Below are 24,297 nucleotides of genomic sequence, written 5' to 3' on the forward strand. Positions count from 1 at the left end.
ATAAAAATGTTTTCCTTTTCCAGAAACTTCTGAAATTTTTTTACTTTCTTTTCCAAAGGTAAAAATAATATCAATTTTTAAATTTCTAATCAAATTTCCTATATACCAGTGATAAAAGTTTGAAAATTTTCCGAGTTCTGCCATATCTCCTATAATTGCTATTTTTCTTTTAAATTTTTTTCTTTCAAATGACAACAAAGAATTTTTTAAAGAATTTGGATTTGAATTATAACTCTCATCAATTATAAAAATATCATCCTTTATAAATTCTCCCCTTCCTTTGAGTGGTTTAAGTCCGTATAAAACATTTTTTATATGTTTTTCTGATATTCCAAATTTTTTCCCAAAAGCGATACCAAAAAGCCCAGAATAAATGAAAGAAGTATTCCAGAAATTCATTTTATATTTTTCTCCAGAGTATTCAAATATGAAATAATCAAATTCCTCTTCAATAATTTCTCCTGTTATATCTGCATTTTTCTTTACACCAATTGTAATTAAATTTTTTGTATCTGTTTTTCCCTTTAAATAATAAAAAAAATCACTATCTTTATTAAGAAAAACATTTTTTTCCTTAATAAGATTACCAAAAATTTCCGATTTTGCATCTGCCAGTTCTTTTCTATTTTTAAAAAAACCAATATGAGCCACTCCAATATTTGTTATAACACAGGAATTTGGTGCAGATATTTTACTTAAATAATCAATTTCTCCCTTTTTATTCATTCCAATTTCAAAAACACCAATTTCTGTTTTTTTATCTGCCTGTAAAATAGAAAGGGGAAGACCAATTTGATTATTAAAATTTCCAATTGTTCCTGTTGTATTAAACTTTTCTGATAATATTTCTTTTATAATTTCTTTTGTAGTTGTTTTACCATCACTCCCAGTAATATTAATAACATGCATATTTAATTTAATTCTATAATTTTTACCTATATCTCCAAGTGCGTATAGAGTATCTTTTACTTTTATCAGTAAATTATCGTTCCCTATGTAATCACTGGATACAATTGAAGCTACTGCTCCTTTTTTAAATGCATCTTTTACAAAATCATGACCATCATATTTTTCGCCTTTTAAAGCAATAAAAATTTCTCCTTTTTTAATCTGTCTTGAATCAGTTGAAATTCCTTCTATAAAAAAATCTTTAAACTTCTTGTTAACCTTTCCTTTACACCACTTTATAATTTCACTCAATTTAACTTTTTCCATTTTAAAGTAATTTTTCTTCCTTTTTTCTATTAATTATTTCTTTTATTGCTTTTCTTGCTTCTTCTCTATCGTCAAAAGGGATTGTGACATCTTTTAATATTTGAAATGCTTCATGTCCTTTACCCGCTATAACAACACAGTCATTACTTTTTGCCATTGAAATGCCTTCGTATATTGCCTTTTTTCTATCAGGGATTGCAACATATTTCTTCCTGAGATAAAATGGAATACCTCTTTCAATATCTTTTATTATTTTAATTGGGTCTTCTGTTCTTGGATTATCAGATGTGATAATAACAAAATCAGCCATTTTTACTGCAATTTTTCCCATTAAAGGTCTTTTACTTTTATCTCTATCTCCTCCACATCCAAAAATGAGTATTATTCTTTTTGGTCTTAAACTTTTGACAGAAAGTAATAAATTGTTCAGTGCATGATGAGTATGTGCATAGTCAACAATAACTGAAAAATCCTGTCCTTCATCAATAAACTCAAATCTTCCAGGTACATTTTCAATCTTTAAAAATGCTTTTTGAACTGTTTCAAAAGGAATTTTATAAATATAAGAAAATGCAATTCCTGCAAGTAAATTATATACATTCCCCAGTCCACTAATTTTACTATTGAAAAATAATTTTTCATTTTCAATTGCAATTTCTAAATAGTTTCCTCCTTTTTCTACTCTATAACTCAAAAGTTTTACATTTGAGTTCCTGTTTTTACCAAATGTTATCCATTTAATACCATTTTTTTCACATCCCTTGATGAAAACTTTCGCATAGGGAGAATCTAAATTAATTATTCCGTATTTTTCCTTTTTTTCACTGTCTTTTAAATATCTCGTAAATAAAAGAAGTTTTGCATTTAAATAATTTTTAAATGTTTTATGATAATCAAGATGTTCATGGGAAGCAATGTTTGTAAAGATTCCAGCATTAAAGTCAATACCTTCTATCCTTCTCTGTTCACTTCCATGAGAAGAAACTTCCATAACAGCCCACTTACAACCATTTTTTAACATTTCAGAAAACATTTCAATTAAATCAAGTGATTCAGGAGTTGTATTTGTTGATACAATTTTTCTCTCTCCTATTTCATAAAAAATTGTTCCTATAAGACCTGCCTTAATTCCATTTTCATTTAATATTTCTTTTATTATAAAACTTGTTGTTGTTTTTCCATTTGTTCCTGTTATTCCTACAATATTTAATTTTTTTGAAGGGAAATCATAATAAATATTTGCAATCTCACTCAATGTTTTTTTAGTATCTTCAACAACAATTTCTGTAATATCTGCAGGTATAATTGAAGGTCTTTTGCTTACGATTACACATTTTGCTCCTCTTTCAATGGCTTCATTTATAAAGTTGTGGCCATCCTGTTTTGTTCCTTTTATTGCAATAAAAACATAATTTTCTTTAATTTTTCTTGAATCATAAGCAATTCCCTCAACTTCAAAATTATTAAGATTAAAAACCTTTTTTTTCTTGATATCTTTAATTAGTTCCTTTAGTTTCATTTTTATATACCATTTTTAAATCTTTTTCAGGAGGTATTTGATAATAATTTATTATTCTTACAAGTATATCCCTGAATATTGGAGCAGCAACAAGCCCTCCATAATAAGTTCCCATTGGTTCATCTACATTAACTGATATTGCTATATTTTTTTTCTTACTCAATAAAAATCCTACAAAAGAAGAAACATATTTTCCTTTTAAATAACCTCCATTCACTGCTTTTTGAGCAGTTCCTGTCTTCCCACATATGATATATCCATCAATTTTGGCAGAGGAGGCAGTTCCTTCTGAACTAACAACTTTTCTTAACATTTCTTTTACAATATTTGTTGTATTTGTTGATAAAATCTGTTCTTTTTCATCCTCATAATTATTAATTACATAACTTTTTTCGTCTTTGATTTCTTTTATTATATGAGGTTTAACAAGATATCCACCATTTGCAAATACAGAAATTGCTCTTATTCCCTGAATTGAAGTTATTCCAACCTCCTGTCCTATAGGTATGGCTGTAATTGAATATGAAGACCAGTTTTCAAGTGGTCTGAATATACCTCCTATTTCTCCCGGTAAGTCAATTCCTGTCCTTTCCCCAAATTTAAATTTTTTGCAATATTTATAGAGTTTTTCTTCTCCAAGAGACATTGCAATTTTAACAATCCCAATATTACTTGATTTAACAACTGTTTCTTCAAATGTTAAAATTCCATAAGGGTGAACATCATGAAGATAATGATCTCTTACAAACCATTTCCCATATTCGCACATTATTGTTGAATCTGGAGTAAAAATATTTTCCTCTATAGCAGCGGCAGCAGTAACAATTTTGAATACCGAACCTGGTTCAAAAAGGTCGGTAACACATTTATTTCTTATAATTGATAAATCAAATTTTGAAAAATTGTTTGGGTCATAATCAGGATAATTTGCAAGAGCAAGAATTTCTCCTGTGTCAGCATCCATTACAATAACAGAAATATTTTTTGGACTGAATTTTTCATATCCATTTTTAATTTCCTCTTCAACAATAAATTGAATATCTGAATCAATTGTTAAGACAATGTCTTTTCCCTTTTCTTCTTTTATAAGAGTTTTTTTAATAGAAGGAATTAAATTTCCCAGTCCATCCTTTAATACAAGATATATCCCATCTTTTCCTTTTAAAAATGAATCATAAAAATATTCAACTCCTTCAAGTCCTTTTCCATCAATATCTGTATAGCCAAGTATATGACAGGCGTGTCTTCCATAAGGATAAACTCTCTTATATTTTCTTTCAAAGTATATACCTTTAAGATTTGTTTTTTTTATTTTTTCATATTCTTCAATTTCAATATCTTTTTTGATTAAAGCATATGGTTCATTCATCTTTTCTTCTATCTGTTTTTTATCTATTTTAAGAATTTCGGACAGTTTATTTTTCAATTCGTTTAAATATTCTGGATTTTTTTCTTTTAATTTTTGAATCATCCATGTATCAAAATATAAAGAATAATTTGGTAAATTAAAAGCAAGAAGATTTCCCCATCTATCATAAATTTTACCTCTTTCTGCAAGAACTTTTATTTTTGCATATCTAGTTTTCCTTTCAATTATTTTATATTTTGAGTACATTATTACCTGAAGATTAAAAAGTTGACAGAAAATTAACAGAAAACCCGTAAAAAAAATAAGTTTTGTATATCTAATTCTTCTTTCAAAAATATCATCTTGTTTCTGCTTCAAGAATCCCCGTTTGTTTAGTATCCTGTACATTTTCTTCCTTTATTTCTAAATAGCACCAGTTTTTTGGAACTATAAGATTAATGTTTTTTTCTTTTGCAATTTTTATTAAATTTTCAGGTGTTGTTAGTTTTATAATTTGTAGATTATAATTCTTATTTAAAAGATTTAAAAAATCATATTTTTCTTTTAATTTGTCTGTTTCATAGCCAATATATATTATCTTCAAGTATAAAAAAACATAGACAGTTAGAAAAAAACCAATGGCTGTGAAAAATAAAAACCTTCTAAATTTATTTAAATTTCTCTTATTTTTTTTCATTTTTTTCTCCAACTCTCAGTTTTGCACTTCTACTTAAAGGATTTTTTTTTAACTCATCTTCAGATGCTATAACTGGTTTTTTTGTTAAGATGTTTATTTCACTTTTTTCTCTGAAAAAATTTTTTACAATTCTATCTTCAAGAGAATTAAAACTTATTACAAGAATTCTTCCCCAATTTTTTAAAAAAAATAATGAATTCTCAAGTCCTCTTTTCAAACAGTTTAATTCATTATTTGTTGCAATCCTTAAAGCAAGAAAAAATCTTGTGGCTGGATGTATTTTTTTCCTTTCTTTAAAATTCTGACATATAAAATCAGAAAATTCTCTTGTTGTTTCAAATTTTTTTTCCCTTCTTCTTTCAATAATTTTATCAACTATTTTTTCACAGTTTTTTATTTCCCCATAATTTTTGAATATATAAATTAAATCTTTTCTTTCCCATTTATTTAAAATATTATAAGCAGTTAAATTGGAAGATGTATCATATCTCATATCAAGGGGTCCATCTATTTGAAAACTGAAACCTCTTTTTCCATCTTTAATTTGCAACAGAGAAAAACCAAGGTCAAAGAGAAATCCATCAACTTTATAAATTTTTTCATTTTCTAAAATTTCTTTTATATTTTCAAAACCACCTTTTATAAGTTGAAAATTCTTAAAATTTTTTAAATTTTCTTTTGCTATTTCAAGCATTTTTTCGTCCTTGTCAATACAAATTAAAAAAATCTTTTTACCTGAAGAAAGTAAATATTTACTGTGTCCACCCGCTCCACATGTACAATCTACATAAATTCCTCCGTCTTTTAAATTCATCCATTTTAAAACTTCCTCTTTTAAAACAGGATAATGTTCTTCATTCCCATATTTTTTCTGCAATTTCTCCATAAGAAGGACCGTATTTTTCCCAGAATTCTTTCCAGTTTAACTCATCCCAGATTTCTATCCTTTTACCTGCACCAACTATAACGATGTTTTCTTTGATTCCTGCATATTCAATTAACTGTGAAGGTATCAAAATTCTACCCTGTTTATCCATTTTTTCCCTGAAAGAGCCAGAATAAAAAAGTCGTGTAAAAATTCTTGGATTTCCTTTTGTAAAAGAGAGTTCATTTATTTTTTCCACCTGTTGTTCAAAAATTTTTTCAGGAAAAACAAATAGACATTTTTCTATTCCTTTAGTTATGTAAACAATATTACTTCCCTCTTCCTTTATTAAATGTCTTAATTTAGAAGGAATGGTCACTCTTCCCTGGCTTTCTATGGCACTCCTATATTCACCAAAATATACCATTTTTCACCTTTTTTATAAAATTTAATACCCACTTTTAATTTTTGTCAAATTTTTTTGTTTTATAAAAAAGGTGGTTTTATTTTCTTTCTTCTTCTATTTTTTTCTGATATCCACTTTCAATATAACTTTTTAAGGGGTCAATTGGAATATTTTTTTCCAACCTTGCTTTAAAAACAATAGGTCTTACATCGCACAAAGAAGTTGCAGAATTAAAAGTTCTATTAGCAAGAATTATTTCATCCTTATCTTGAAATTCTTTTAATTTTTCTTCATCAACAAGAACACCTCTTGCGAGTGAAATTTGCAGTGAATCTATTGAATGTAAAATTGAATGAAATCTATTTTCTCTTCCACTTGCCTGGTCAATCATATAAGCCCAGTTTTTTATCTTTTCTTTATTACATATAACTTTACCCTTAACAAGTTCATAAAATATTCTTGCCATCTGTAGATTGGGTTCAACTGCATGGTCATCGTCTGCCGCATATCTTGTATTAAAATGAAAACCGCATGAGATATTTTCTGAAATTAAAATAGCAACTATTTGTTCTATATTTGTTCCATGTGGATGATGTCCAAGGTCAATCAAAACTCCTGCATTTTTCCCAAGTGCTCGGGTAAGGATATAGGATGTTCCCCAGTCAGGAATTGTTGTACTGTAAGTTCCTGGTTCAAATAATTTATATTCAACAAGAACTTTTACATCCTCTGGAATTTTTTCATAACTTTCAATTAGAGTTTTTTTCATTAATTCATAATTTTCTTTCAAATTAATCTGTCCCGGATAAAGAGAACCATCTGGGAACCATAATGTTAAAAGTTTATTTCCATATTTTTTGGAAATATCAGCCCCAAAAATAGTTTGTTCAATATATCTTTCTCTTGTTTTTTTATCAGGTGAGGTAAAACTTCCTCTATAAGAGCCAGTAAGAAAATATGTGGGATTTATGGCTCCAAGAGAAATTCCTTTTTCTTTTGTATATTCATAAACATCTTTAACAATTTTTTCATCAGGTTCAATTCCATCATTTGAGAAATCCCAGAGAATATGTGTTGCTATTCTGGGGGTGCATCCAGTTAGTTTGTGAACCAATGAAGCATCATCAATTTTTTCATATATGTTTCTTGCAAATCCTGGAGGGGTATAATTTCCAAATCTTCCACCACCAAAATTTCCAAATATCCAACTTGGTATTTCAACTTCAAAATTCTTTACATATTCAATTGCTTTTTTTACCTTTTTTTCTCCAAATTCTTCTTCAAGTTGTTTTATTCCATTTTCAATCCATTTTTCGTAATTCATATATGCCTCCTATTTTAAAATTTAACGAAGGAGTGACCTATAAGCCGGATTCTGTTTTAGGTGTCCATTCATCTTGGTCAGCAGTTACCTGCTGACTCTGTGCGGTCTACCCGAACCTTTTGGGGCAGGGAACCCATAGGTTCTGCTTGACCTTGCTCCGGGTGGGGTTTGCCATACTCCACTATACCACATAGTGGACGGTGAGCTCTTACCTCGCCTTTTCACCCTTATTCACCGGAATATGGTGAACGGTATGTTTTCTGTGGCACTTTCCAGGTATCGCTACCTGTTCCTGTTAGGAACCACCCTCCCTGCAGGAGTCCGGACTTTCCTCCCACCAAAATTTTAATGGGCGGACACCCGGTCACTCCTTCAAAATAAACCATTATTTTCAATGAACGAATTTGCAAGTTCATCAGCAATTTTATTTTCTTCTCTGTTAATATGGATAATCTTTATATTATTATACTTTGAAAATAAGAAAGTTGCTATCTTATGAAAAATTAATAATTTTTCATCCCTTACTTTATATTCTCCTGTAATTTGTTTGACAAGAAGTTGGCTATCACTTCTTACTTCAATTTCATCTGTTCTAAATGGTAGACATTCTATTAGAGCAAAAATTAGAGATAGATATTCTGCTATGTTATTTGTTGTGATTCCAATATAATCTCCAATTTTTTTATATATTTTTTCATTTTTAAAAATCACTATTCCGTAAGCACTTTTACCAGGATTTCCCTTTGATGCTCCATCAATATAGATAAGAATTTTTTCCATCAAAATAAAATTCTACTGCAATTTTCACACTGAATAATTTCTTCTTTCTTTTTTACTTTTTCCACTATAAAGGTAGGAAGGGTCATATAACATCCACCGCATATCCCATTTTCAATTTTTACCACTGCTATTTTGTCCTTTTTAGATTTCCTTATTTTTTCATATAAACTGTAAATTTTATATTCAATTTCTTTAACAAGATTTTCTCTTTCTTTCTTTTTCTCCTCAACCTGTATTTTAAGATTTTCTATTTTTTTTCTTTCTTCTTCTATTAACTTTGAAATTTTTTCCTTTGTTTTTTTAATTTCTTCCTCTAAACTTTTTTCTTTTTTCAATATATCATCTTCTTTTTCCATTAAAATGAGAATATCTTCTTCAATATCAGAAATTTTTTTCTTAATATTTGTTATTTCAATCAGAAGGGCTTCATATTCTTTATTTGATTTCACTTCATCAAGTTTTTTATTTAGATTTTTTAACTCTTCTTCATAACTTCTGACTTCAAGTTCTTTTTCTTTTCTGTCAAGTTGCAACTTTTTTAAATCATCTTTTAAAGTTTTTATCTGTTTTTCAATATCTTCAATTTCTTTGTTTAATTTTTTCTCTTTTTCAGGAAATGCATTTATCTCTTTTTCTTTTTCAAATATTTCATTGTCAATTTCCTGAAGAATCAAAAGTTTTTCTATTTCTTCATTTATCATTTTTTCCTTTCCAGTTGTCAATATAAATAATTATAAACTTTTTATTTTATTTTTTCAATAAAAATATCTTTAAAGGATTTTTTAAAAAACTCAATAAACTCTTTTTTGTTTGTTGTTGCTGTTCCGATTTTTCCAACAACAATTCCAGCAGCAAAGTTTGAAATTATAGCACTTTCTAAAATATCATTGCTTACAGATAGATAAAGTGAAAATATTCCGCAAACAGTATCTCCTGCTCCTGTCACATCGTAAACATCTTTTGCAATAGAAGGAATTTTATATATTTCCTCTTTATTTTTAAATATGAGCATACCATCCTTTCCAAGAGTTATTATTAAATTTTTACATTTTAGTAATTTTATTATTTCAATTCCTGTTTGAATGATATCTTTTAATTCTTTAACATTAATTTTTCCTATTCCAAGGCATGCTTCATTTTTATTGGGAGTAAGACAAAAAACATTTTTATAGAAATTAAAGTGTTCTGGCTTTGGATCAACAATTATTCTTTTTTTAAATTTTTTTAAAAAATTGATAATATCCTCAGTGATAATTCCTTTACCATAATCTGAAATAACAATAATTTCTGTACTTTCAATTTCTTTCAAAATAACATCTTTTATTTTTTCCTCTTCTTTTTTATTTAATTTTTCAATTTTTTCTCTATCAATTCTCACAATTTGTTGATTTTTTGCAATTACTCTTGTTTTAACAATAGTGGGGACATCCCTTTGAAGAATAAATGAATTGATTTTTTCTTTTTTCAGTATATCTTTCAAAATTTTTCCATTTTTATCCTTTCCAGTTGTTGAAATTAAGAAAATTTCCCCCCCCATACTCTTTATATTTAAAGCAAGATTCCCTGCGCCACCGAGTAAGAATTTTTCATTTTTTAATTCTACTACCGGAACAGGTGCTTCTGGAGAGATCCTTTCTACTTCTCCAAAAATATAGTGGTCAAGAATAATGTCTCCAATTATTAAAATTTTTTTTAAAGTGAACTTTTTAAAATTTTTTTCAATTTTTTCAAGATTTATAATCTTTTCTAAACTGAATTTCATCTATCATATCCAGAAAATTACATTTCCCTGTTTTCCTGTAATCATATCAATAATAAACCAGACACCTGCACATGTATAAAGTCCCAGAGGCAGTCCAAGAAAGAAATATTTAAACTTATTATAAATTTGAGCCCCTCCATATTTTAAAATCAATTTTTTAATTAGCCAGACAACAAATATTGAAAACCATAACTGGTCCATAAGCCATACAGGACCTATTAAAAATCCAATTGGATGTAAAGGCCACCAGAGGAAATTCTGTCTTGCAAAAATCAAAATACCCATTACAGCAAATCCTATTCCTCTGCATAACCATCCAATTTTATTTGGTAAGGTTGGATTTTTTATAATATCAGCAGCATATTTATAAGGTGCCTGAGGTCCGCCTACAAAATACCAGTTATTTAAATTAATTCCACCATATTTGTAAGCAAGTTTTAATTCAAGTATTAAGGTTGTAATTATATTTACAAAAATTGCTAAAAATAAAAACCAGAAAAACGGTCTTCTATTAGATTCTGATTTTTCTATCATTTTAAGCGACATTGAGGTAGATGCAAGAGGGAATGTTCTTAAATCAGCAGCATATATGTATGTTAATCCCAGAGCAATAATAGTAAATGGAGTTAAATTTTTGGAACCGAACATTGAGATAATTTGAGCAGAAGCAATTGTTGTTGCTACCATTGTTGGAATTCCGCCTTCACATACAATTCTCGTTAAAGTTAACCAGATTACAAAAGCAAAAATTAAAAACAAAACTGCGATATACCACTTCATTCCAGAAAAAAATAACCATAAAATCATAAATAAAGAACCAAATACAATCCCCCAGAAAGCACTTTTATAAGATAGAATTTCGTCTTTATCATCAACTTTTTTACCTATTGCACCAGCAAAAACATCCTTTAAATGATGTCTCCAGAGAAACAAACTATAGCCAATCATCATAATCATTGCACCCATTCCAAGGTGTGCAAAAATTGCTTCTCCTGAACATCCATAAATCCCAACATTTTCAGTACTTACAATTCCTGCGATATTAAACATCCCTCTTATAACTTTAAAAACTAAATTGAAAAACCAGAGAGAGAAAGCAACATCAAGATTGATAAAATAAATAAAGCCCATAACAGGAAAACTAACTCTGAAATTGAGAGTAAGAGTTCTTCTGAATATAGGTATTCCTTTTACAAGTTGAATTTTAGGAAATGCAGGGAAATAGAAATTTAAGGCAACAGATGTTCCTATTATAAAGGCGATTGAAAAACCAAACCACATTAATGGGTTCTTAAAAAAATTAGGTAAAATTCCTTTTCCTTCTTCGGTCATTTCTTTTGGTAAAATTGTAAGAGGATAAACAAGTTTTTCTCTTTCTGCCCACTGTTTTCTCAAAATAGAAGCGATACATATCATAACAAAATAAAGTGTAAAAATAAAAGGGAGCCAGAAAATTAATGGTAAAATCCATATTTTCCAGGGTATTGCCATTCCTTTTGGGAGACCTTCATAAAAATATTTCACTGCCTCTTTATCTGTAACAAAGAGAACTTTTTTCAAATAAGGAATTATAAGTTTTTCCCATTCATTCTGGGGACTTGAATAATATGTTGGTGCAGAAATTATTGGTAAAATTTGACTTCCCAATCCCATTTCAGTTACAGAAGAAGCAACAAGCATCATTGAATATACTACAAGTAATTCACCTGGATTAAAAGCAATATTTTTCTTTATCTTTTTCTGTATTAATTTTAGAAAAGTGTTTATTATGAAAACTAAAATAAAAAATATGAAAATTGCACCTGCAGGCATGTGGTCAATTGCCATATATGAAGCATGAATTACATCTGTGGAATAATGGTCAACAAAAGCAATTAAAATTGAGAATAAAATACCTGTTATAAAACTTCTTTTTGTGAAAAAAGTGTTCATATTTTCCCCCCTTTTATTTCATTTTCAACTATATAAGAAACATTTAAAATATTTTCTTCTTTAAAATAAGGACTTATAAATTGTACACCAACAGGTAAATTATTATATGAAAAACCACAAGGTATACTTATTGCTGGAAGTCCTGCAAGGTTTATATTCACTGTGAAAATGTCTGAAAGATACATTTTTAATGGTTCGTCTTTTTTTTCACCAATTTTAAAAGGAAGTTCAGGAGTTGTTGGTGTTACTATTACATCAACTTTTTTAAATGCTTCTTCAAAGTCATTTTTTATCAATGTTCTTACTTTCTGTGCTTTTAAATAATATGCTTCATAATAACCTGAAGATAAAACATAAGTACCGAGTATAATTCTTCTTTTAACCTCTTCTCCAAATCCTTCACCCCTTGTTTTCATATACATTTCCATTAAATTTTTATAATCCTGGGTTCTATATCCATATTTTACACCGTCAAATCTTGCAAGATTTGAACTGGCTTCTGCTGTTGCAATTATGTAGTATGTAGCAATTCCATAAGAAGTATGAGGTAAAGAAATTTCTTCAATTTTTGCTCCTGTATTTTCCAGAATTTTTAAAACTTTTAAAATTTTTTCCTCTACTTCTTTCTCTATCCCTTCTGTAAAATATTCCTTTGGTACACCTATTTTTATATTTTTTAAATCTTTCTCAAGAAAATTTATATAATCAGGTACCATAATTTCAACACTTGTAGAATCAAATTTGTCTTTACCACTTATAACTTTTAAAATAAGTGCATTATCTTTTACATTTTTTGTTATTGGTCCTATCTGGTCAAGAGAAGAAGCAAAAGCAATAAGTCCATATCTTGATACTCTTCCATAAGTTGGTTTCATCCCCACAACTCCACAAAAAGCAGATGGCTGTCTAATTGAACCACCTGTATCTGAACCGAGGGAAGCGAAACATAGATTGGAAGCAACTGAAGCAGTAGAACCACCTGAAGAGCCACCAGGTACTCTTTCTAAATCAAAAGGATTTTTTGTTGGACCAAATGCTGAATTTTCAGTTGAAGAACCAAAGGCAAATTCATCCATATTTGTTTTTCCAATTATTATAGCACCCGCATTTTTCAATCTTTCAATAACAGTTGCATCATAAGGAGGTATGAAATTTTCAAGAATCTTTGAAGCACATGTTGTTGGCATTCCTTTTGTACAGATATTATCCTTTATTGAAACCGGTATCCCTTCAAGTTCTTTTAATTCCTCTCCCTTTGCTATCTTTTCGTCAATCCTTTTCGCTTCTTCAATTGTTTTTTCGGTTACATAAAGGTAGGAATGAATATCTTTGTCTTTTCTGTAAATTTCTTCAAGCAATAATGACACTACTTCTGATGGTTTGACCTCTTTTTTTTTATATAGTTTCTTTAATTCACAAACACTGAAACTCAAAATCTCGCTTTTCATAAATACTTTCTTGGGTCTGTTATTTTTCCTTCTATACAACTTGCTGCAACAGTTGCAGGAGAAGCAAGATAAATGAAGGCATTTGGATTACCCATTCTTCCTTTAAAATTCCTGTTTGCTGTTGATATTACAACCTCTCCATCAGATGGTATTCCCTGATGGGTTCCAACACAAGGGCCACAACCAGGATTTGTAACACATGCACCACTTTCAATCAAAATTTCAATGTATCCTTTTTTTAAACATTCAAGATAAATTTCTCTTGAGCCTGGAGTACATATCAATCTAATTCCTTTTTTTATTTTCTTTCCTTTTAAAATTTTTGCAGCAATTTCAAAATCACTCACTCTACCATTTGTGCATGTACCTATAAAACCCTGATTTATTTCTGTTCCTTCAACTTCTTCAACATTGCATACATTATCAACCTGATGTGGTTTTGCTATTTGAGGTGATATATTTGAAATATCAAAATTAAAAATACTTTCATAAGTGGCATCTTTATCAGGAAAAACAGGAGTATATTCTTTTATTCTTCTTTTTTCCATGTATTCTTTTGTTTTTTCGTCAAATTCCATAATCCCACATTTTGCTCCTATTTCAGTTGTTAAATTACATAGTGTAAATCTTTCATCCATAGATAAATTTTTTATTACTTCTCCTTTTATTTCAACTGATTTATAAATTGCTCCTTCTGCTTTTAAATTTTTTACTATATATAATGCAATATCTTTCCCAAAAATTCCGAAAGGAATTTTCCCTGTTATTTCTATCTTTATTGTTTCAGGTACTTTAAACCATAAAGAGCCGGTTACAAGTGCTATTGCAAGGTCTGTTGAACCAACTCCACTTGCAAAGCAGTTTAAAGCACCATAAGTTGGAGTGTGACTGTCTGCACCTAAAACAAGGTCTCCAGGTTTTACCTTTCCTTTTTCTGGAAGAAGAACATGACATACACCTTCTCCAACTTCAAAGATTTCTATACCATATTTCTTTGCAAATTCTCTCATCAATTTATGTAAAGAGGAAACCCCTTCATTTGGACTTGGACTGTTATGGTCAATTACAAATACAGATTTTTTCGGGTCAAAAACCTCATTTATTCCAAGATTTTCAAAACTTTTAATTACCAAAGGCGCAGTTCCATCCTGAGCCATTAAAAAATCAACTTTAGCAAGAACTATTTCTCCACTTCTTGCATCTTTTCCTGAATGAGAGGATAAGATTTTCTCAACTATTGTTTTTCCCATTTTTAAGGTGTCATTGTCATTAAAAGACGTGCTTCTTCAGGATATTTTGCAATAAATATCAATTCATCTTCAGTAACTGGTTTCTGTTTATGAACATTTGCATATCTTGCAAGTTCAAGAATTTTTCTTGCTTCATCATCATCCTTAAATTCAATTTCAAGTTTACCATATATATTTCTTAAACCCTTAATTCCACTATATTCTCCAAGTATAATCATCCTTCCTGTCTCAACTATTTCTGGCTCTCCTCTTCCAAGTTCTTCAAAATCATAAAGTTCATAATTTCTTCTATCCTTTAAAGCTCCATCAACATGAATACCTGAAGAATGAGTAAATGCATTTTTACCAACACCAACCTGATTTATTGGAATTGGGACTTTGAATGCATATGAAGCATAATGGGTAATTTTCCATGCCATTTTTAAATTTATATTTTCATCAAGTTTATATTTATTCATACCTGCTCCATATTTAATTGCGAGAATACAAGAAACAAGGTCAGCATTTCCTGCTCTTTCGCCCATTCCATTAATTGTTGTGTTTATATATGCATCAACTCCTGCATCAATCGCTGCCTTTGCTCCTGCAATAGAACAAGCAACAGCCATTCCAATGTCATTATGACAGTGAAGTTCAATAGGCATTTTTGTACTTTCAGCAAGTTTGTAAATATTTTCGTATATTGTAAAAGGAGTATCATATCCAAGTGTATCACAATATCTTATTCTATCCGCACCTGCTTCTTTTGCTGCAAGTGCAAATTCTATTAAATTTTCTATTTTTGTCCTTGAAGCATCTTCTGCGTTAACTCCAATTGTCTCTGCTCCAAGTGCTTTTGCTGCTTTTACTGCTTCAACCATTGCTTTTATTACTTCTCCAAAACCCATTTTTCCTTGAAATTTGCCCATTATCATCTGTTCAGATGTGGAAATTGAGAGATTTACATGTTTTAATTTCGGTATATTTTTAAATGCTTCTTCTACATCACTTGTAATCGCTCTTAACCAACCTGAAATTCTTATAGGATGTAAAACTTTTTTTTCCACAAGATTCATATTTGCGTTAAGGTAATTTATCTCATGCTTTGTTACAGGAAAACCTGCTTCACTCTGAAATATTCCCATCTGATTTAAATAAATATTAATCATCGTCTTCTCAAGTTTTGCAAGCCCAAGATGTGCTGTTTGAACACCATCCCTATTTGTAACATCTATAAAATATATTTTATTCATATTTTCACCTCCTTAAGATTTAAAACTTCCGCCTTCTGTGCTTTATGTGGATGTTCTGTTCCTCTATAAACTTTCAACTTTTTTAACATTTTTCTACCAAGAGAATTTTTGGGAAGCATACCCTCAACAGCGAGTTTAATAACTGCTTCTGGCCTTCTATTTAATAATGAGATAAGTTTTTCTTCTTTTAAATGTCCAAGATATCCTGTAATATGTTTGTAATAAATTTTATCTGTTAATTTTTTTCCTGTTACCTTTATCTTTTCAGCATTTATTACTATCACAAAATCTCCTGTGTCAACATTCGGAGTATAAATTGGTTTATGTTTTCCCATTAAGATTTTAGCCACCTTACTTGCAAGCCGTCCAAGAATCTGTCCATCTGCGTCAACAATGTACCATTTTCTTTTTATTCTTTCTTTCTTTGGAACCTGTGTTTTTGTCATTTTTCCTCCTGTGTTGATATAAAAAACAGGTAATCGGTTTTTTAAATTTAATTAATTTTAACTGAAAAAAAAATTTTCGTCAATAAAATTTAAGATTGACAGAAAGTAGAAAAAAATATAAATTAAGTAAAAAGATTTTTGAGGAAAAAATATGATAGAAATTTTAATTTTTCTAGTTATTTTATTTTTTTCTATTATTGTTCATGAAGTATCACATGGGTATGCTGCATTAAAAAATGGAGACCCAACAGCCAAATATATGGGACGACTTACTTTAAATCCAATTCCACATATAGACCCTGTTGGTACACTTCTTCTTCCTTTCCTTCTTATTGTTTTACATTTTCCTATTTTAATAGGAGTTGCAAAACCTGTTCCAATAAATCCTTATTACTTTAGAAATTATAGAACAGGTATGATAACTGTTGGAATTTCCGGACCATTAAGCAATATTCTTCTTGGAATTATTTTTGCTTTTATTTATAAACTTTTTCCATCCAGTATTGTAAGTGGATATTTAAAAATGGGAAGTTTTATCAATTTTATTCTTGCTTTTTTTAATTTAATACCAATTCCTCCACTTGATGGTTCAAGAGTAGTTGCTGTTTTACTACCTTACAAATTAAGGTTTGGATATGAAAAAATTGAAAGGTATGGATTATTTTTAGTTCTACTTCTTGCAATGACAGGGTTTTTGAACTGGCTTTCTCCTTTAAGTCAATCTCTCACAAATTTTTTCATTAATCTTTAAAACAAAATTTTTTTTCCGGTATAATCTATTTAAAAAAGGAGGGTTTATGAAATTTAATATAATTGTTCGTTTTTTTGCAGAGATGGGATGGCAGGCACTTGGTAAAATTTCAAACCCTCTGACAGGTAAAACAGAAAAAAATCTTGAGATTGCAAAACAGGTAATAGAATTGCTTGAAACATTGAAAGAAAAAACGAAAGGGAACCTAACAGAAGAAGAAGATAAATTTTTAAACTCTGCAATTGCCGATTTACAGTTAAATTATGTTGAGGAAGTTTCTAAGGGAAAAAAGGAAAATGAATCAGAAAATAAAACTTAAATTAAAAACATTACCCGATTCTCCTGGTGTTTATTTAATGAAGGATAAAGAAGGTAATGTTATTTATGTTGGCAAAGCATCTTCTTTATTAAAAAGAGTTCGTTCTTATTTCTCTCCTTCAGGGAACAATACAAAAATCCTTGCACTTGCTGAAAAAATATATGATTTTGAAGTTATTCCTGTTATTTCAGAAGCGGAAGGTCTTATTCTTGAAAATCAACTTATAAAAAAATACAAGCCAAAATATAATACAAATTTAAAGGATGATAAAAGTTATCCTTTACTTAAGATAACAAAAGAAGAATTTCCTTCAGTTCAGATAGTAAGAGAGAAAAAAACAGATAAAGCAATTTATTTTGGTCCATTTACAAATAAAAAACTTTTGAAAGAGACAGTCAGATTTTTGAGAAAATTTTATCCTGTCAGAAACTGTAAAAAGAATGTTTCTACTGGAAAAGTAAAATTGTGCATTCAGTATCATATAGGTAGATGTTCAGGTCCATGTGAGAACAAAATAAAAAAAGAAGAATATCAAAAACTTGTTGAAGGAATAATTGCTTTTTTTGAAGGTAAATATAAAGAATTTGAAAAAAAACTTAAGAAATGGATGCTGGAAGAGATTAAAAAGTTGAATTTTGAAGAGGCAGATAAAATTAAAAAGAGGTTGTTTCTATTGAATGAAATGGCAGAAAAATTTCCTGTGAGAGAGGAAGAGGAATTATATAGGTACAGTGAAGAAAATATTTTATTCAATCTTTCAAAGATTTTGAAATTGAGTAAAATACCGAATTTAATAGAAGGTTATGATATTTCAAATATTTCAGGAGATTTTGCTGTTGGAAGTAAGGTTTCTTTTATTGCTGGTATTCCATATAAAGATGGTTACAGAAGATATAAAATAAAAACTGTTGAAGGAATTGATGATTATAAAATGCTTGAAGAAGTTTTAATAAGAAGATTTGATACTGAAGAAGAGAAAAAACAGATTCCTGATTTAATTCTTGTAGATGGAGGAAAGGGACAGTTGGGAGTTGCAGTTTCTGTATTAAAAAGGTATAATTTAAAAATTCCTGTTATTTCACTTGCGAAAAGAGAAGAGAAAATTTTTGTTGAGTGGAGTGAAGAGGGTATAATTTTACCTATTTCTTCACCTGAATTGCAGTTATTACAGAGAATACGAGATGAAGCCCATAGATTTGCTATTTCTTATCACAGAAAGATAAGGAGTAAAAATTTTAAATTTTCTTTTCTTGATGAAATAAAAGGAATTGGTGAAAAAACAAAAAAAAGAATTATTATGAATTTTCCTGATGTAAATCTTATTGCAAATTTAAATGTAGTTCAACTTAAACAGATAGGAATAAATGAAAAAATAGCCGAAAAAATTATTGAAAAAGCAAGGGAGGTGATTTCAAATGAAAAATGAGAAAATTTTTGAGAAATTTTTAATTTTTGGCATAGGAAGTATTTATTTTATTGGTGAAAATCTGAAAAGAATTATGAAGGAAATTGAAAAGGAAGGGAATGAACATGCTGAATCAATAGAAAAGATAAAGAAGGAAATACTGAAATTTATAAAAATGCCAAAAAATCTTATTGTAGAGTTTTTAAAATCATGTGACTTTATTACAAAAGAAGACCTTGAAAAATTTAAGGAAGATATAAAAAATGGTTAAATTTATTGATGAAGTACAGATATTTGTGAAAAGTGGGAAAGGAGGAGATGGTTGTATTGCTTTTAGAAGAGAAAGGTGTATTCCTAAGGGAGGTCCATGGGGAGGGGATGGTGGAAAGGGTGGAGATGTAATTTTTAAAGCAGTAAAAAATAAAAAAACACTTATTGATTTCCATTTTCAAAAACATTTTTATGCAGAAAACGGAAGACCTGGAAGCAGTAATAATAAGAAAGGAAAAGATGGAGAGGATTTAATAATTGAAGTGCCCTGTGGAACAATTGTAAAAGAGGTTATAAATGGAGAAGAAACTCTTCTATCAGACCTTGTTAACGAAGGTGATACTGTTATTGTTGCAAAAGGTGGTAAAGGAGGTCTCGGTAATACTCATTTTAAATCGTCAACAAATCAAGCACCAAGAATAGCAACAAAAGGAGAACCTGGAGAAGAGAAAGTAATAAAACTTGAATTGAAACTTATTGCAGATGTTGGAATAATTGGTTATCCAAATAGTGGAAAAAGTACTCTTTTATCCAAAATTTCAAAAGCAAAACCCAAAATCGCTGATTATCCTTTTACAACCCTTGAACCAAATCTTGGACTTGTTGATCTCGGAGATTTTAGAAGTTTTGTTGTAGCGGATATACCCGGTTTAATTGAAGGTGCTTCAAAGGGTAAAGGGCTTGGAATTAAATTTTTAAAACATATAGAAAGAACAAAAATTCTTATTCACCTTTTAGATTTAAGTGAAAATGGTATAATAAATAGATACCAGAATATAAGGAAAGAGTTAAAAAATTACAGTGATAAACTTGTTGAAAAAAAAGAAATTGTTGTTGGAAATAAAATAGACCTTGAAGAGAGTAAGAAAAATATAAAACTTGCAACCGATTATTTTAAAGAAATATATTTTATTTCTGCTTTAAAAGGAGAAGGAATAAAAGAATTGCTTGAAAGAATATGGAAGGAATTGAAAAATGATTAAATTGAAGGAAAGAATAGAAGATATTAAAAAGTACTGGGAAGAAATAAAGGAAAAATTTAAAATTAAAGAGGACTTAAAAACATTTGAATTACTTGAAAAAGAAATGCATGAAAAGGGATTTCTTGATGATAAAAACAAAATAGAATTATGGACTTCTTTAAAAGAAAAAAAAGAATTAGTTGATGAAATTGAGAAAGACATTAAAGAAAGTGAAACATTGTTTGAACTTATAGAGGAAAGTACCGATGAGGAACTTGAAAGAGAGGGTGAAGAAATTTTGAAAAGATTAGAAGAAAATATAAAAAAAATTAAATTTGAATATATTTGGAAGGAAGAAGATGTAAATAATGCAATAATCACATTGCATTCAGGGACAGGTGGTACAGAAGCGTGTGACTGGGTAAGTATGTTATGGAGAATGTACAGTAAGTGGGCGTCAAAAAAAGGATATGATGTAAAAGTTATTGATTTTTTACCTGGTGAAGAAGCAGGATTGAAAAGAATAACAGCAATAATTTCTGGAAAAAATGCTTATGGATACTTAAAAGGAGAAACAGGTGTTCACCGTCTTGTTAGAATATCACCCTTTGATGCCAATAAAAGAAGACATACAAGTTTTGCAGGAGTAAGTGTTATTCCTGAGGTTAAAGAAGATATAAAAATTGAAATAAAGGATGAGGATATAGAGATTGAAACATTCAGGGCTGGTGGTCACGGAGGACAGAATGTAAATAAAGTGGAAACAGCAGTAAGAATAAAACATAAACCAACAGGAATTGTTGTTCAGTGTCAGAATGAAAGAAGTCAATTTAAAAATAGAGAGATTGCAATGAAAATATTGAAAAGTAGATTGTATCAATTATATCTTGAAGAGAAAAGGAAAAGTCAGGAAGAAAAAAGAAGTCAGGAGAAAGAAATTACATGGGGAAGTCAGATAAGGTCCTATATTTTCTGTCCTTATACACTTGTTAAAGACCACAGGACTGAAGTTGAAACATCAAATATTGAAGGAGTTATGGACGGCGATATTGATGAATTTTTAGAGGCAGAGATAGAATGGCTGGCAAAAAGATAAAAGTTCTTATAAGTGCAGGACCAACAAGAGAATATATAGACCCTGTCAGATTTATAAGTAATCCTTCCACAGGAAAAATGGGTTATTTAATTGCTGAATATGCTAAAAAAAAGGGATTTGATGTTATTCTTGTGAGCGGTCCAACTTATTTAAAACCACCTGAAGGTGTAAAATTAATTAAAGTTGAAACAGCAGAAGAAATGCAAAAAGAAATTTTAAAAAATTTTCCAAAAGTTGATTTACTAATAATGGCGGCTGCTGTTAGTGATTGGCGTCCTTTTAGAAAATTCAAAAATAAACTTAAAAGAAAAAATCAATGGACACTTAAACTTATTCCAAATCCTGATATTCTTAAAAGTGTTGCAAAAATAAAAAAAGAAAGTCAGAAAGTTGTTGGATTTGCACTTGAAACAGAAAATATTATAAAAAATGCAGAGAAAAAATTAAAAGAAAAGAAATTAGACCTTATTATAGGAAATACACCTGATTTTTTTGGAAAAGGGAAAAAATCAGATGTATGGTTTATATTCAAAGATGGTAAAGTCATAAATTTTAAAATAAAAAAAGAACAACTCCCACCTAAAATATTTGAAGTTTTTTTCTAATTTTTACTTTTGATAAATTTTTGATATAATCAGATGAAAAAAGGAGTGAAAATGAATAGAAATGTTAAAATTGGGATTATAGGAGTTGGACAGATTGGTAAAAGTCATATAAAAAAATATGAGGTCATTCCTGATGCGGAAATTGTGGCAGTTTGTGATGTTAATGAGGAAGAAGCAAAAAAGGTCTGTGAAACTCATAATATCCCGAAATATTATACTGATTTTAAAGAACTTTTGAAAAGAGAAGATATTGAAGCAGTTGATGTATGTCTTCATAATAATCTACACATGCCTGTTACTGTTGAAGCATTGAATTCAGGAAAACATGTATACTGTGAAAAACCAATGGCTGGTTCTTATGCAGATGCTTTAAAAATGTATGAAACAGCCAGAAAAACAAAAAGATATTTAAACATTCAACTTAATACTTTATTTTCAAAAGAAACAAAAGCAGCAAAAATTTTAATTGAAAAAGGATATCTTGGAAAAATATACTACGGAAGAAGTACTGGTTACAGGCGACTTGGAAGACCTTTTGTTGATGGATACGGTTCAAAGTTTTTTGTTCAAAAAGAAGTTGCTGCTGGTGGTGCTTTATATGACATGGGAGTTTATCATATTGCAAATTTACTTTATCTTATGGGAAATCCTGAAGTTTTAAGAATAAGTGGAAAAACTTATCAGGAAGTTGAAATTAATGAAAAAAGAAAAGAAATAAGTAATTGCAATGTAGAAGAACTTGGTATAGGATTTGTTAAATTTAAGAATAATATAGTGATGGAAATAGTGGAAGCGTGGGCAATACATCTTGACCCTTTTGAAAGTTCATACATAGTTGGAAATAAGGGAGGGATTCGTTTAAATCCTTTGAGATACTTTACAAATATAGAAGGAGATATGCCAATGGATGCCACATTTAATCTTGATATACTGGATTACAGATGGCACAATGTTTATGAAAATGGAGATGTTTATGACAGTCCACAACATCACTGGATTGCTGTTCTTCAGGGCAGGGTTGAATTATTACCAACAGCGGAAATTGCTTTAAATACAATGTTGATTTCAGAAGGAATTTATTTATCAGATGTTCTTGGAAGAGAAGTAACAGCAGAAGAAGTAAAACAGAATTCAAAATCAACTGCTTTAAAAATTTAAAAAAAGGAGGAAAAGATGAAAGTAAAAATAGCGGTTCAGTTGTTTTCTGTGAGAAATGATTGTGCAAAGGATTTTTATGGGACTTTAAAAGAAGTGGCAAAAATTGGATATGAAGGGGTTGAATTTGCTGGATATTATGAAAAAAGTGCAGAAGAAATAAAAAAGATGCTTGATGATTTTAATTTAAAAGTTGCTGGAACTCATATAAGGATAGATACTTTACTTGGAGATGAACTTAAAAAAACAATTGAATTTAATAGGATTATAGGAAATAAATATCTGATTGTTCCAATTTTACCTGAAGAAATGAGAAATTCAAAAGAAAAATGGTTAGAGGCAGCAAAACTATTCAATAAAATTTCAGATGAAGTAAGGAAAGAAGGGATGTATGTTGGATATCACAATCATGCAGTTGAATTTCAGAAAATTGATGGTGAATATCCCTGGGATATATTTTTTAAAAATACAGTGCATGATGTTGTAATGCAACTTGACACAGGAAATGCAATGAGAGGAGAGGCAAAACCTGAAGAACTTATAGAAATTATAAAAAGATATCCAAAAAGAGCATTAACTGTTCATGTAAAAGAATTCTCTTCAAAAAATGATAAAGCAATTATAGGAGAAGGAGATATAAACTGGAAAGAATTTGTAAAAGTTTGTTTTGATTTTGGGAATACTGAATGGTTTATTATTGAACAGGAAAGTTATGCATATTCACCTATTGAATGTATAAAAAAATGCTATGAAAATTTCAAAAAAATTACTTCTGAAATTTAATCTTTTAAATCCTTTGTCTATCAACCTTCTTCTCTGCCCACCTTTAAGGTGGGAGAAAAACGGGTTGGAAAAAAGCGGAGGGTGAGGGACTCGAACCCCCATGTCCCGAAAGGGACGGCGGATTTCAAGTCCGCTGCCTTACCGATTAGACTAACCCTCCACTTTTTAATATTTTAACCTTTATTTTCTTGTCTGTAAAGATTAAATTGAAAAAAATTATTGAGAGTGTTAATATTTTTAATAGAGGATAAAAAAAATGAATCAGAGAAAAAAGAAGATACTTGCTTCATCTATTGTAATTGTTTTGGTTATCTTTACTATTGTTTTAAATCGCTTTTCTTCCTGTAAAACAGAAAAGTCAAAAATTACAATAAATCAGATTATCTCTCCAGAAGAAATAAAATTCAGACAAAAATTTATTGCGGGAGATAAAGATGCAGAGTATAAAATTGGACTTATTAAAATTCAGGGAGAGATGACCGGATATCCTGAAAAATATTATTCAAGAAGCATATCTGAAGTAGTTAAAGCCGCTTTTGATTATGTTAAACAGGATGAAAAAGTAAAAGGAATAATCCTTCAAATAAATACTCCTGGAGGAGATATAATTGAAGTTGAAAAGATATATGAGAAAATACTGGAAGTGAAAAAGGTAAAACCGATTGTTGCACTTCTTGAAAATATTGCTACTTCTGGTGGATATTACTGTGCTGTTGCAACAGATAAA

At 29.3% G+C, this 24,297-nt stretch carries 25 protein-coding genes, 1 tRNA gene and 1 other RNA gene; 10 read left to right on the plus strand and 17 right to left on the minus strand.

Going from position 1 to position 24,297, the window contains the following annotated elements; all coding sequences use genetic code 11:
• The 16 genes from murF to rplM form a co-directional block, all read right to left on the minus strand.
• A partial coding sequence (gene murF / locus PKV21_03305; GenBank protein ID HOM26516.1) for a UDP-N-acetylmuramoyl-tripeptide--D-alanyl-D-alanine ligase occupies window positions 1-1,215 on the minus strand: 1,215 nt, incomplete at its 3' end.
• A 1-nt stretch (window position 1,216) separates the two neighbouring features.
• A complete protein-coding gene (locus PKV21_03310; protein HOM26517.1) occupies window positions 1,217-2,734 on the minus strand; it encodes a UDP-N-acetylmuramoyl-L-alanyl-D-glutamate--2,6-diaminopimelate ligase in 1,518 nt (505 codons plus the stop codon).
• Complete coding sequence (locus PKV21_03315) at window positions 2,712-4,460, minus strand: penicillin-binding protein 2 (protein ID HOM26518.1); 1,749 nt, start codon at window positions 4,458-4,460, stop codon at window positions 2,712-2,714. The genes PKV21_03310 and PKV21_03315 overlap by 23 nt, the downstream gene beginning before the upstream one ends.
• Window positions 4,441-4,779 (minus strand): hypothetical protein, encoded by a 339-nt coding sequence (locus PKV21_03320; GenBank protein ID HOM26519.1) that lies wholly within the window; start codon window positions 4,777-4,779, stop codon window positions 4,441-4,443. Before PKV21_03320 ends, PKV21_03315 begins: the two co-directional genes overlap by 20 nt.
• Window positions 4,766-5,665: a 16S rRNA (cytosine(1402)-N(4))-methyltransferase RsmH gene (gene rsmH / locus PKV21_03325; protein HOM26520.1), complete on the minus strand. Its 900-nt coding sequence runs from the start codon at window positions 5,663-5,665 to the stop codon at window positions 4,766-4,768. The genes PKV21_03320 and rsmH overlap by 14 nt, the downstream gene beginning before the upstream one ends.
• A complete protein-coding gene (mraZ, locus tag PKV21_03330) occupies window positions 5,634-6,071 on the minus strand; it encodes a division/cell wall cluster transcriptional repressor MraZ (protein HOM26521.1) in 438 nt (145 codons plus the stop codon). Before mraZ ends, rsmH begins: the two co-directional genes overlap by 32 nt.
• 76 nt (window positions 6,072-6,147) lie before the next feature.
• Entirely contained in the window at window positions 6,148-7,374 is a 1,227-nt protein-coding gene (locus PKV21_03335) for an L-rhamnose isomerase (GenBank protein HOM26522.1), read from the minus strand.
• 24 nt (window positions 7,375-7,398) lie between these two features.
• An RNA gene (rnpB, locus tag PKV21_03340) (RNase P RNA component class A) lies at window positions 7,399-7,746 on the minus strand.
• Window positions 7,747-8,154: a ribonuclease HI family protein gene (locus PKV21_03345; GenBank protein ID HOM26523.1), complete on the minus strand. Its 408-nt coding sequence runs from the start codon at window positions 8,152-8,154 to the stop codon at window positions 7,747-7,749.
• Window positions 8,154-8,855, minus strand: a complete 702-nt coding sequence (locus tag PKV21_03350; protein ID HOM26524.1) for a C4-type zinc ribbon domain-containing protein — start codon at window positions 8,853-8,855, stop codon at window positions 8,154-8,156. The genes PKV21_03345 and PKV21_03350 overlap by 1 nt, the downstream gene beginning before the upstream one ends.
• 41 nt (window positions 8,856-8,896) lie before the next feature.
• Entirely contained in the window at window positions 8,897-9,916 is a 1,020-nt protein-coding gene (gene rfaE1, locus PKV21_03355) for a D-glycero-beta-D-manno-heptose-7-phosphate kinase (protein ID HOM26525.1), read from the minus strand.
• A gap of 3 nt (window positions 9,917-9,919) precedes the next feature.
• Window positions 9,920-11,848, minus strand: coding sequence for a hypothetical protein (locus tag PKV21_03360; GenBank protein ID HOM26526.1), 1,929 nt, complete (start codon window positions 11,846-11,848; stop codon window positions 9,920-9,922).
• Complete coding sequence (gene gatA, locus PKV21_03365; GenBank protein ID HOM26527.1) at window positions 11,845-13,296, minus strand: Asp-tRNA(Asn)/Glu-tRNA(Gln) amidotransferase subunit GatA; 1,452 nt, start codon at window positions 13,294-13,296, stop codon at window positions 11,845-11,847. The genes PKV21_03360 and gatA overlap by 4 nt, the downstream gene beginning before the upstream one ends.
• The gene (locus PKV21_03370) at window positions 13,293-14,546 is read right to left on the minus strand and encodes a 3-isopropylmalate dehydratase large subunit (GenBank protein HOM26528.1); all 1,254 of its coding nucleotides are present in this window, start codon (window positions 14,544-14,546) and stop codon (window positions 13,293-13,295) included. Before PKV21_03370 ends, gatA begins: the two co-directional genes overlap by 4 nt.
• Window positions 14,547-14,548: 2 nt before the next feature.
• Window positions 14,549-15,778 (minus strand): homocitrate synthase, encoded by a 1,230-nt coding sequence (locus tag PKV21_03375; protein ID HOM26529.1) that lies wholly within the window; start codon window positions 15,776-15,778, stop codon window positions 14,549-14,551.
• Window positions 15,775-16,224 (minus strand): 50S ribosomal protein L13, encoded by a 450-nt coding sequence (gene rplM, locus PKV21_03380; protein HOM26530.1) that lies wholly within the window; start codon window positions 16,222-16,224, stop codon window positions 15,775-15,777. Before rplM ends, PKV21_03375 begins: the two co-directional genes overlap by 4 nt.
• A 151-nt stretch (window positions 16,225-16,375) precedes the next feature.
• On the opposite strand from rplM, the gene PKV21_03385 reads away from it, so the two are divergent.
• The 9 genes from PKV21_03385 to PKV21_03425 are packed head-to-tail and all read left to right on the plus strand — an operon-like array spanning window position 16,376 to window position 23,570.
• The gene (locus PKV21_03385; GenBank protein ID HOM26531.1) at window positions 16,376-16,975 is read left to right on the plus strand and encodes a site-2 protease family protein; all 600 of its coding nucleotides are present in this window, start codon (window positions 16,376-16,378) and stop codon (window positions 16,973-16,975) included.
• Window positions 16,976-17,021: 46 nt separating this feature from the next.
• Entirely contained in the window at window positions 17,022-17,294 is a 273-nt protein-coding gene (locus PKV21_03390; protein ID HOM26532.1) for a DUF1844 domain-containing protein, read from the plus strand.
• Window positions 17,272-18,720 carry an excinuclease ABC subunit UvrC gene (locus PKV21_03395; GenBank protein HOM26533.1) on the plus strand — a complete coding sequence of 483 codons (1,449 nt, stop codon included), beginning with the start codon at window positions 17,272-17,274 and terminating at the stop codon, window positions 18,718-18,720. Before PKV21_03390 ends, PKV21_03395 begins: the two co-directional genes overlap by 23 nt.
• The gene (locus PKV21_03400) at window positions 18,710-18,970 is read left to right on the plus strand and encodes a hypothetical protein (GenBank protein ID HOM26534.1); all 261 of its coding nucleotides are present in this window, start codon (window positions 18,710-18,712) and stop codon (window positions 18,968-18,970) included. The genes PKV21_03395 and PKV21_03400 overlap by 11 nt, the downstream gene beginning before the upstream one ends.
• Window positions 18,963-19,952, plus strand: coding sequence for a GTPase ObgE (obgE, locus tag PKV21_03405; protein ID HOM26535.1), 990 nt, complete (start codon window positions 18,963-18,965; stop codon window positions 19,950-19,952). Before PKV21_03400 ends, obgE begins: the two co-directional genes overlap by 8 nt.
• On the plus strand, window positions 19,945-21,027 hold the full coding sequence (gene prfB, locus PKV21_03410) for a peptide chain release factor 2 (protein HOM26536.1): 1,083 nt from the start codon (window positions 19,945-19,947) through the stop codon (window positions 21,025-21,027). Before obgE ends, prfB begins: the two co-directional genes overlap by 8 nt.
• On the plus strand, window positions 21,009-21,632 hold the full coding sequence (locus tag PKV21_03415; protein ID HOM26537.1) for a phosphopantothenoylcysteine decarboxylase: 624 nt from the start codon (window positions 21,009-21,011) through the stop codon (window positions 21,630-21,632). The genes prfB and PKV21_03415 overlap by 19 nt, the downstream gene beginning before the upstream one ends.
• Before the next feature lie 51 nt (window positions 21,633-21,683).
• Window positions 21,684-22,790 (plus strand): Gfo/Idh/MocA family oxidoreductase, encoded by a 1,107-nt coding sequence (locus PKV21_03420; GenBank protein HOM26538.1) that lies wholly within the window; start codon window positions 21,684-21,686, stop codon window positions 22,788-22,790.
• Between the two features lie 15 nt (window positions 22,791-22,805).
• Window positions 22,806-23,570 carry a sugar phosphate isomerase/epimerase gene (locus PKV21_03425; GenBank protein ID HOM26539.1) on the plus strand — a complete coding sequence of 255 codons (765 nt, stop codon included), beginning with the start codon at window positions 22,806-22,808 and terminating at the stop codon, window positions 23,568-23,570.
• Window positions 23,571-23,645: 75 nt separating this feature from the next.
• Here PKV21_03425 and PKV21_03430 read toward each other — a convergent pair.
• A tRNA-Ser gene (locus tag PKV21_03430) sits at window positions 23,646-23,730 on the minus strand.
• A 96-nt stretch (window positions 23,731-23,826) separates the two neighbouring features.
• Here PKV21_03430 and PKV21_03435 point away from each other — a divergent pair.
• On the plus strand, window positions 23,827-24,297 hold a 471-nt coding region (locus PKV21_03435), incomplete at its 3' end, for an ATP-dependent Clp protease proteolytic subunit (GenBank protein HOM26540.1).

This window comes from bacterium (genome assembly GCA_035371905.1).
Taxonomy (GTDB): Bacteria; Ratteibacteria; UBA8468; order B48-G9; family JAFGKM01; genus JAMWDI01.

What these genes read in the sequence shown, in the direction of transcription:
- PKV21_03370 (HOM26528.1), bottom strand. Translation starts at nt 14,546, where the DNA reads ATGGGAAAAACAATAGTTGAGAAAATCTTATCCTCTCATTCAGGAAAA.
- PKV21_03360 (HOM26526.1), bottom strand. Translation starts at nt 11,848, where the DNA reads ATGAACACTTTTTTCACAAAAAGAAGTTTTATAACAGGTATTTTATTC.
- PKV21_03320 (HOM26519.1), bottom strand. Translation starts at nt 4,779, where the DNA reads ATGAAAAAAAATAAGAGAAATTTAAATAAATTTAGAAGGTTTTTATTT.
- mraZ (HOM26521.1), bottom strand. Translation starts at nt 6,071, where the DNA reads ATGGTATATTTTGGTGAATATAGGAGTGCCATAGAAAGCCAGGGAAGA.
- PKV21_03420 (HOM26538.1), top strand. Translation starts at nt 21,684, where the DNA reads ATGAATAGAAATGTTAAAATTGGGATTATAGGAGTTGGACAGATTGGT.
- prfB (HOM26536.1), top strand. Translation starts at nt 19,945, where the DNA reads ATGATTAAATTGAAGGAAAGAATAGAAGATATTAAAAAGTACTGGGAA.
- PKV21_03400 (HOM26534.1), top strand. Translation starts at nt 18,710, where the DNA reads ATGAAAAATGAGAAAATTTTTGAGAAATTTTTAATTTTTGGCATAGGA.
- obgE (HOM26535.1), top strand. Translation starts at nt 18,963, where the DNA reads ATGGTTAAATTTATTGATGAAGTACAGATATTTGTGAAAAGTGGGAAA.
- rfaE1 (HOM26525.1), bottom strand. Translation starts at nt 9,916, where the DNA reads ATGAAATTCAGTTTAGAAAAGATTATAAATCTTGAAAAAATTGAAAAA.
- PKV21_03310 (HOM26517.1), bottom strand. Translation starts at nt 2,734, where the DNA reads ATGAAACTAAAGGAACTAATTAAAGATATCAAGAAAAAAAAGGTTTTT.
- PKV21_03350 (HOM26524.1), bottom strand. Translation starts at nt 8,855, where the DNA reads ATGATAAATGAAGAAATAGAAAAACTTTTGATTCTTCAGGAAATTGAC.
- rplM (HOM26530.1), bottom strand. Translation starts at nt 16,224, where the DNA reads ATGACAAAAACACAGGTTCCAAAGAAAGAAAGAATAAAAAGAAAATGG.
- PKV21_03390 (HOM26532.1), top strand. Translation starts at nt 17,022, where the DNA reads ATGAAATTTAATATAATTGTTCGTTTTTTTGCAGAGATGGGATGGCAG.
- PKV21_03415 (HOM26537.1), top strand. Translation starts at nt 21,009, where the DNA reads ATGGCTGGCAAAAAGATAAAAGTTCTTATAAGTGCAGGACCAACAAGA.
- PKV21_03395 (HOM26533.1), top strand. Translation starts at nt 17,272, where the DNA reads ATGAATCAGAAAATAAAACTTAAATTAAAAACATTACCCGATTCTCCT.
- rsmH (HOM26520.1), bottom strand. Translation starts at nt 5,665, where the DNA reads ATGGAGAAATTGCAGAAAAAATATGGGAATGAAGAACATTATCCTGTT.
- gatA (HOM26527.1), bottom strand. Translation starts at nt 13,296, where the DNA reads ATGAAAAGCGAGATTTTGAGTTTCAGTGTTTGTGAATTAAAGAAACTA.
- PKV21_03425 (HOM26539.1), top strand. Translation starts at nt 22,806, where the DNA reads ATGAAAGTAAAAATAGCGGTTCAGTTGTTTTCTGTGAGAAATGATTGT.
- PKV21_03345 (HOM26523.1), bottom strand. Translation starts at nt 8,154, where the DNA reads ATGGAAAAAATTCTTATCTATATTGATGGAGCATCAAAGGGAAATCCT.
- PKV21_03375 (HOM26529.1), bottom strand. Translation starts at nt 15,778, where the DNA reads ATGAATAAAATATATTTTATAGATGTTACAAATAGGGATGGTGTTCAA.
- PKV21_03385 (HOM26531.1), top strand. Translation starts at nt 16,376, where the DNA reads ATGATAGAAATTTTAATTTTTCTAGTTATTTTATTTTTTTCTATTATT.
- PKV21_03335 (HOM26522.1), bottom strand. Translation starts at nt 7,374, where the DNA reads ATGAATTACGAAAAATGGATTGAAAATGGAATAAAACAACTTGAAGAA.